Source organism: Sphingobacterium deserti, from assembly GCF_000757725.1.
Classification (GTDB): Bacteria; Bacteroidota; Bacteroidia; order Sphingobacteriales; family Sphingobacteriaceae; genus Sphingobacterium; species Sphingobacterium deserti.
Genome location: NZ_JJMU01000069.1, coordinates 1 through 7,767 on the forward strand (window position 1 = coordinate 1; position 7,767 = coordinate 7,767).

At 41.0% G+C, this 7,767-nt stretch carries 4 protein-coding genes; 3 read left to right on the forward strand and 1 reads right to left on the reverse strand.

Features of this window, described 5'->3' with window-relative positions; all coding sequences use genetic code 11:
• The first annotated feature begins 405 nt into the window (after positions 1-405).
• A complete protein-coding gene (locus DI53_RS18485) occupies positions 406-1,110 on the forward strand; it encodes an LOG family protein (RefSeq protein WP_037503436.1) in 705 nt (234 codons plus the stop codon).
• 431 nt (positions 1,111-1,541) lie between these two features.
• Here the strand turns inward: DI53_RS18485 and DI53_RS18490 are convergent, their stop codons facing one another.
• Positions 1,542-4,820, reverse strand: coding sequence for a TonB-dependent receptor (locus tag DI53_RS18490; protein WP_037503433.1), 3,279 nt, complete (start codon positions 4,818-4,820; stop codon positions 1,542-1,544).
• A gap of 513 nt (positions 4,821-5,333) precedes the next feature.
• On the opposite strand from DI53_RS18490, the gene DI53_RS18495 reads away from it, so the two are divergent.
• Positions 5,334-5,975: an MgtC/SapB family protein gene (locus tag DI53_RS18495; protein WP_037503434.1), complete on the forward strand. Its 642-nt coding sequence runs from the start codon at positions 5,334-5,336 to the stop codon at positions 5,973-5,975.
• Positions 5,976-6,056: 81 nt separating this feature from the next.
• Complete coding sequence (locus DI53_RS18500) at positions 6,057-6,950, forward strand: alpha/beta hydrolase (protein ID WP_037503435.1); 894 nt, start codon at positions 6,057-6,059, stop codon at positions 6,948-6,950.
• Positions 6,951-7,767: the final 817 nt, after the last annotated feature.

Below are 7,767 nucleotides of genomic sequence, written 5' to 3' on the forward strand. Positions count from 1 at the left end.
GTTTGTGCTGTGGCAGATGATTACATATTGCAAAGCTTTCGAGGCGACATTTCGCTCAATAAGGGTTGGAAGCAATAAAGCAGAGAAGACCTAACTCTTCTCACTACGCGATACACAATACGCAATACCCCTTCAAATGCGACATGTCGTTTAATAATGTGAAGAAGCGATAAGGCATGGGGAACTTAAACTTCTCGCACTACGCGATACACAATACGCTTGTGGGCAAGATCGCCTCGATGAAACAAAGATTTTTTGCATACCTTTTTCATCTGAAAAAGTATGGCCCCTTCCGGGCAGAGGACCAAAGATCTGCCGCGTCCCGCGGCAATGCATTTACAAAACACAAAACATGACTTTCCATCAAATTTTACTATATTGGAAATGTTAACATAATACATGTATATGGCGAAAGAGGATAAAATCAGAAGTTCATTTGCGAACAAGACTTGGCAAGAAATAAAGGTTAAAGATTCCTGGCAGATATTTAAAATTATGTCGGAATTTGTAGACGGCTTTGAGAAGCTGGCGAAAATTGGCCCTTGCGTTTCGATATTCGGATCGGCGAGGACCAAATCGGAACATAAATACTACGAGATGACTGTGGAAATCAGTCGCCTGCTAGCTAATAAAGGTTACGGCGTCATTTCAGGTGGTGGCCCGGGCATCATGGAAGCCGCTAATAAGGGTGCTTACGAGGCTGGCGGAAAATCCGTTGGATTGAACATCGAACTCCCGTTCGAACAGTTTCACAACAAGTATATCGACCGCGATAAGTTGTTAGAATTTAACTATTTCTTCGTTCGCAAGGTGATGTTCATGAAGTATTCGCAGGGCTACATTGTAATGCCGGGCGGCTTCGGCACCATGGACGAACTTTTTGAATCCATCACGCTTATTCAAACGGGTAAAATTGCGCGCTTTCCAATTGTTCTCGTTGGTATCGAATACTGGAAAGGTCTTTTCGATTGGATAGAAAATACGATGTTAGGCAACGCTTACATCTCGGAAGAAGATTTGAAACTATACCGTTTAGTGGATACAGCCGAAGAAGCCGTAGAACATATCTTCCGTTTCTACGATAAGTATTTATTGAAACCGAATTTTTAGCAGGAAAATTTTAAATAGGGTATCCGTATACATCACAAGATACCGACGGAAAGCGTCTTTGCAAGGATAACTAAGCACAGACGCTTTTTTATAATTATAATAACTCCTTCGTTATCCCTCCACCTTCTCTAAATTTATACGTGTTCAATTTTCGAAAGACAGACATCCCGCCCGCCCCTATTGCTCCCTCTCCTATCACGGGACAAGGCGTAACTTTTACCTGCAAACATTATCGACGCTATGTCGCTTGAAAGCATAGCATAAGCAGCTCCTGCGATAGCAGGTCTATAAGTATCGCGAAGCGCTCGATACGACGTCCTGTATGACTGGACTAGATGCTGAATGAACGAATATAGTTATCAGGTTAGAAAAATTTGGCGCAAAAAAAATCGCCTCAGGAAGAGGCGATTTTAAAATGATTGCTAAAAAAACTAGTTGAAGCTTAATCTTACACCAAACTGCATATAGTAAGTAGAAGCAACAGTTTCATTCGTACGAATAGAACTTTCTGGTAGGGCATTTCCATCCAATACCATTCTGAACTGAGGTGCCGATGTCGATGTAGGGTTAGGCGTTTGAACGACCTCTACAAACTGACTACGGGCGATATCATAAGTACCCCAGTTAGGACTAATCAAGTTACCAACGTTAAAGACATCCAAATAAAGCTCTAATTTATTATTCAGTCCGCCAACATTTTTTAGAATTTCCTGAGAAATACGTAAATCGAATTGGTTTCTCCAAGGGAGAACTGCTCCTGCGCGTTCTGCATACTGACCTTTACGTGATCTTAAATACGAATCTCCCTCAACAATTTGAAAGAACTTATCACGCTGTTGGTCTGCTGAAAAACCTGCATGATTGTTATTTGCTGCAATCGGTGCAAAAGCAATTTCAGATGCATCTCTAGGAATATACATTAAATCGTTCTGCGCGTTGTCGCCATTAAAGTCGTTCGCGTACATGAATGAATAACGACCTTGTTCTCCACCACTGTAGAATAAAGTGATTCCTGTATTCAACTTCCCAATCCAAGTACCTGTATATGATACGCTACCCACTAAACGATTTGGAATGACATTATCTGTATAAGATAACGAGTGCATATTCGGATTACCAGATGATTGCGGCGGTATTGTGAAAACGTTAGCGATTTGACTACCTGCTCCGTCATTAAAGCTTCGTGCACCGCTTCTTACGTAAGCCAAAGATCCAGAAAATCCATCAGAGAATTGCTTGGTTAACTGAAACATTAAAGACCAATAGTGACCTCCTTTAGCATTATCCAAAACTGTCGGGTTAAACTGACCTGTTGCACCAGCCTCCACTAAACCGTCCCTATTTAACTTGTGAATAAACCGATTTGCTCCAGCCGGGTAAACCATCCGATTGTCAGGGTATCCAGCAATATTAAGTGCTTGTGGATCAACAAAATTAGGATTTCTTGCTACGATAGCATATAAATCTTTGTTGTAAATACCTTCAACCGTACCAACAAGTCCGTAAGGTAGCTTATAATCAACAGCTAAGCTAGATTTCCAAGTTTGTGGAAATTTTAAGTTGTTGGCCATCGCAGAGATGTTTTGCGGTATACTAGTACCTGCCTGTGGCAAAACTGCTGGGTAATTTGCTCTAATATCTGGGCTGAAGAATGGTGCATTTGCTCCGCTAGATGTAACTGTTGATTGTAACATACCTGCATCCCCCGATTGCGCAACAATCCATACAAACGGAATACGTCCTGTGAATATACCTGAACCTCCTCTAAGTTGTAGTGAGCGATCTCCCAAAACGTCATAGTTAAAACCAAACCTAGGAGAAACCATCAAACTTGCATTAGGCAAATTTCCTGTATTTATTCTTTCACCGTTTGCAAATGTAAGATCTGCGACTAATGGATGCGTTTGAATTTCACTCACATTCGGATAAGTAGGTAACTCCAAACGGACACCCGCCGTAAATTTAAGTCTTGAATTCACCGTGAATTCATCTTGCAAGAAGAAAGAATATTGGTTGAATTTAAATCCTGGGAATGCTTGTGAACCATCCTCAGTTAATGGGTAGGTTAGTGCGTAATTTAATGGTCTAGCGTTATTCACGAAATCATTCCATGAAGCAAAAAGGTAGTATCCGGTTCCGAATCTTTGAAAACCATTTTTCACATTACTCGACTCAAACTGAAGACCTCCTGTAAGATTATGTTGACCTAATACATAGTTCGCATCATAATTAAATGTATAAGTCCTAACATCACGTAAATTTCCGTAGGTGAACGGCTCATAACCAAAAGATGTGATGACTTGGTTACCTTCCATAATATCTACTAAAGGAAACTCTCCGCCCCCAGAGCTACGTGGCTCGTTTTGATTTACCAAGGAAGCTCTAAAGCTATGGTTCAGATTTCCAATTTTCCCGATATACTCTAATGTACCTGAATACAGATTGTTTTCTTGAAAATAGTTTGAGTTTTGGAAATGTAATGCATTAATACCTGTTCTGTTACCCGACACAACTCCTGATGGAATATTTGCTCCACTAGTGGATGAGCTAATCGCTACCGGACTTTTTGCTTGAACTTGTGAATACCGGAAGTTTAATTTGTGATTATCGGCTATATTCCAATCTAAGCGGGCAAATATTTTGTCGTTATTTTCGTCGTTAGAATAGCCTTGATATGGTCCAGTTTCATAACCATAGGTATCTCTTAAATAAGAACTCACACCATTTAAGAAATCTTCAGATGGTCTAGCGACGAAAGAAGTGGATCCAAAGTCTCTTACGCCAGGAATAGACGCTACTTTATCAGGACCGGGTCTAACCGTTTTGTTAAATTCTGTATTTACGAAAAAGAAAAGCTTGTCTTTAATGATAGGACCACCTACACTTACTCCATAAAATTTGTCTTCAAAATCTACGATATTTGCTGTCGCGTTTTTAACACGTGAGCCTTGTTGATTCTGCGTGCGACCACTGTAGAAAACAGATCCGAAAAAGTCGTTACGGCCTGACCTTGTAACAGCATTTATAGCCGCACCTGTAAAACCTGACTGCCTTACATCATATGGCGTGATATTAACACTGATTTGCTCAATAGCATCAAGAGATATAGGCGATCCATTTGCAGGAATATTTTGTCCAATACCAAATTGGTTATTGAAGTTTGCTCCATCCAACGTGAAATTGTTTGAACGAAAATTTCCACCGCCAATGGACTGATTACTTGCTTGCGGCGTTAACCGTGTTAAATCGTTAACACTTCTACTGATAGATGGTAGCTTTTCGATCTGTGATCTAGAAACAGTTGTCGTGGCACCAGTACGGTCGCTGTTTAACAAAGGATCTTTTCTTCCATTTACACCAACCTCATCTATCATGATGGAATTTGCTCCAAAAACCGTATTTAAAATGAAGGGCTGCCCCAATTCCAAATAGATATCTTCGTATACAACTGGAGTTTGTCCGATATACGTCACTTCTACGCGGTATGGTCCCCCCACCCGCATGTTGGCTAGGTTAAAACGGCCCGCTACATTCGCTGAAGACGAATAATTCGTTCCAGAGGGAACGTGTGTAGCTTTGATTGTTGCACCCGCAGTAGCGTGCCCTGTCGATTCCGTTACGACGCCGGACATACTACTAGTGGTTACCTGTGCCTGAATAGTTCCGTAGCTAGCGAGAACTAAAGCAAAGAAAAGTAGAGATTTTTTCATCCTAAATTTGTGTTGTTCTGAATTAGTAGTGCAAAGTTAGAAATAGCGGTTGATAATTGGGAAACTTAACATAAACTTAATACACAGAAGGACAATTGTTTAGCCTTATTAACGCTATCGATGTAACCATTCAAAATCGCAATATTGAAAGCTTTGAAATGATTCAACCGTTTCGATTCCAAAATTTTCAAAACAGTCGCATAATATTTATGAATTTAACAAATTTTAACAATCTTAAAATGTGGAAAACTTATCAAAACAATTCTACAGATGAACGGAAGGTTTCGAGCGCAAGCAGCCGGATTTTATTGAGATTCGGCAAGAATCGAGTTTAAACAACTATCTTATGTGATAGGTTGATAAGATTGAAGTCCATGGCTCATGCATGCCCATCCCAGCAGTCTTTTCGAAATAGTCTAGACGATGCTTGTTTTGACAACCGGATTTTACACATTTGTAAAACATTTTTTATAAAACATCATTCTAATTACAATATAAAAAAACATCTACACTATGCTTGAATGGTTTGAGGATGCCCGTTTGCAAAGCATCCTATTTTCTATCTTATGCGGGGCCATCGTTGGCTTCGAACGCGAGTACAAAAATAAATCGGCCGGATTTCGAACAGTTATTTTAATTTGTTTCGGATCAACTGTTTTTACGCTTCTTTCTCGCATGGGAAATATCTCAGACGACCGTATCGCAGCAAACATTGTCACTGGTATAGGCTTTCTCGGTGCAGGCGTTATCTATCAGGGAAAATTCTCTATTCAAGGTCTTACGACGGCAGCCGTGATATGGTCGATAGCTGGCGTAGGTATGGTAGTGGGTTTTGAAGAATATAAACTTGCCTTCTCTTTGACTGCTCTTATGGTTATCGTTCTCTCTCTGTTCCAGCGGATTGAGCGGCTTCTTGCTGACATTTACTTTGTGCGAACAATTCATGTCACTTTCCAAGATATTTCGGTATCTCACCTGGGTGAATTCGAAGGATTTATGAAGGAACATAAAGTACGCTTACAACGAAAGGGCCTCGAAAAAAAAGGGCAACACCTTACGGTCGTTTATGAAGTGAGCGGTAACCGCAGAAACATACGCCTCGCAAATGAAGCAATTATATCTTTGGATTATGTATATGCTTTTAATAATATGTAGATAGAAATTTTATAGCCAACCCTTCTACTTTCTTTAACGCTACCTTACTACCACATCGGAAAAATCCTTATCTTTCAAAGAATGAAAAAGAGCTTCGGATATTACTTGGTGTTATTGGTCCTTAAATTAAAAGGGCTTAAGCCTATATTCAGTAAATCGCCCATAGATTACTTGAAACTACGGAAATCCGATGTTTTGGCCCCTTCAAAGCTTCTCTTCAAACGGAGTCAAATTCAAATATCAAGTGTATTAAAGACTAAAATAGTCGAGATTTCACCCAGCCATCCAAGTGAGAACAGTCTATTGATTTATTTGCATGGAGGTGCGTTTGTTTCAGGCCCAGCGAAGCATCATTGGGACAGCCTAAAGAAGATAGGAAAGGCGACAAATATGACAATCTGGGCATGCCGATATCCAAGAGCTCCAGAAAGTCAGATTGATGAAATTTCGAAGAATGTCGATGAAGTTTATAAGCTTGCATTAACGCGTTTTGATCCGGCGGCTATAGCGATTGCAGGTGACTCTGCCGGTGCTACGCTGAGCATCGCTTTGATACAGCGATTGCTATCGCGAAACGTTCCAATACCAAAAAAACTGGTATTGATCTCACCCGTCGCTGATGCGACATTCACAAACCCTGAGATTGATGTAGTGGAACGCACCGACGTCATGTTATCCAAAAGCGGCGTTTTGAGCGCGAAAAAAATGGTGGCAGTCGAGCATGATCTAAAAGATCTTAACCTTTCTCCACTCTATGGCAGCTTCGAGGGATTCCCAGAAACCCTGCTGCTCCTCGCTACACATGACATCACCTACCCCGACCAAAAACTGCTGGTTGATAAGATGAAAAGCGCTCGAGTAGACTACAAACTGATAACAGGGGATGGCATGCCGCATATTTGGCCGCTACTACCAGTCATGAAGGAATCTAGAATCGCCCTAGATCAAATGATATCGTTCTTAGATAAGGAGTAGTGCGTAATGCGTATTGAGTAATGCGAGACTTTTAGGTTCCGCTTACCTTATCGCTTCCAACTATTATTAAACGAAATGTCGCATTTGAAAGAGTATTGCGTATTGAGTATTGAGTAATGCGAGACTTTTAGGTTCCGCTTACATTATCGCTTCCAACCATTATTAAACGAAATGTCGCCTCGAAAGCTTTGCAATATGTAGTCATTTGCCATTGCACAAACCTCCCCTGCAAAGGTTTCAAGCGACGGGGTTTTGGTTCCTTTTGCCCTACAAAAGGAACGCCATGTCCTGGCTAAGGACGGAAAGGATGTGAGATGGACAAACTGTTTACAATGCAAAACTTTATCCCTTCAAAAGTATTTGCCCTGCCGCGGCATACGGCAGATCGCTTGTCCCTAGCCGGGACGGGGCCATACTTTTTCAGATGAAAAAGTAAGCAAAAAATCTTTGTTTCATCGAGGCGATATTCCCCACAACCCAACCCGCAGCGGAAGGCTGCCTATCAGGCTAGATGACATCCCAAAATCCCCTTAAGAATGGATTTTGGCAAATAATCTAATGCCTTCCCTCCCCCATAAGGCCACGGCAGCGCTCCGCTGATATCATCGCTTGATGAAACGTAAAAGTGCCGTTAATCGTTCTTTGTAGATCAGGCCTATCGTTCGCTCGATTGGTAGTGGGAAGTGAAAATAGATTGTAGTATGTAGTACTTAGTATTTAGAATTGTGTATCGCGTAGCGCGAGAAGTTTAAGTTTTCCATGCTTTATCGCTTCCAACCATTATTAAACGAAATGTCGCATCGAAAGCTTTGCAATA

Coding starts and splice junctions, on each gene's coding strand:
- DI53_RS18490 (WP_037503433.1), bottom strand. CDS start 4,820: ATGAAAAAATCTCTACTTTTCTTTGCTTTAGTTCTCGCTAGCTACGGA.
- DI53_RS18500 (WP_037503435.1), top strand. CDS start 6,057: ATGAAAAAGAGCTTCGGATATTACTTGGTGTTATTGGTCCTTAAATTA.
- DI53_RS18495 (WP_037503434.1), top strand. CDS start 5,334: ATGCTTGAATGGTTTGAGGATGCCCGTTTGCAAAGCATCCTATTTTCT.
- DI53_RS18485 (WP_037503436.1), top strand. CDS start 406: ATGGCGAAAGAGGATAAAATCAGAAGTTCATTTGCGAACAAGACTTGG.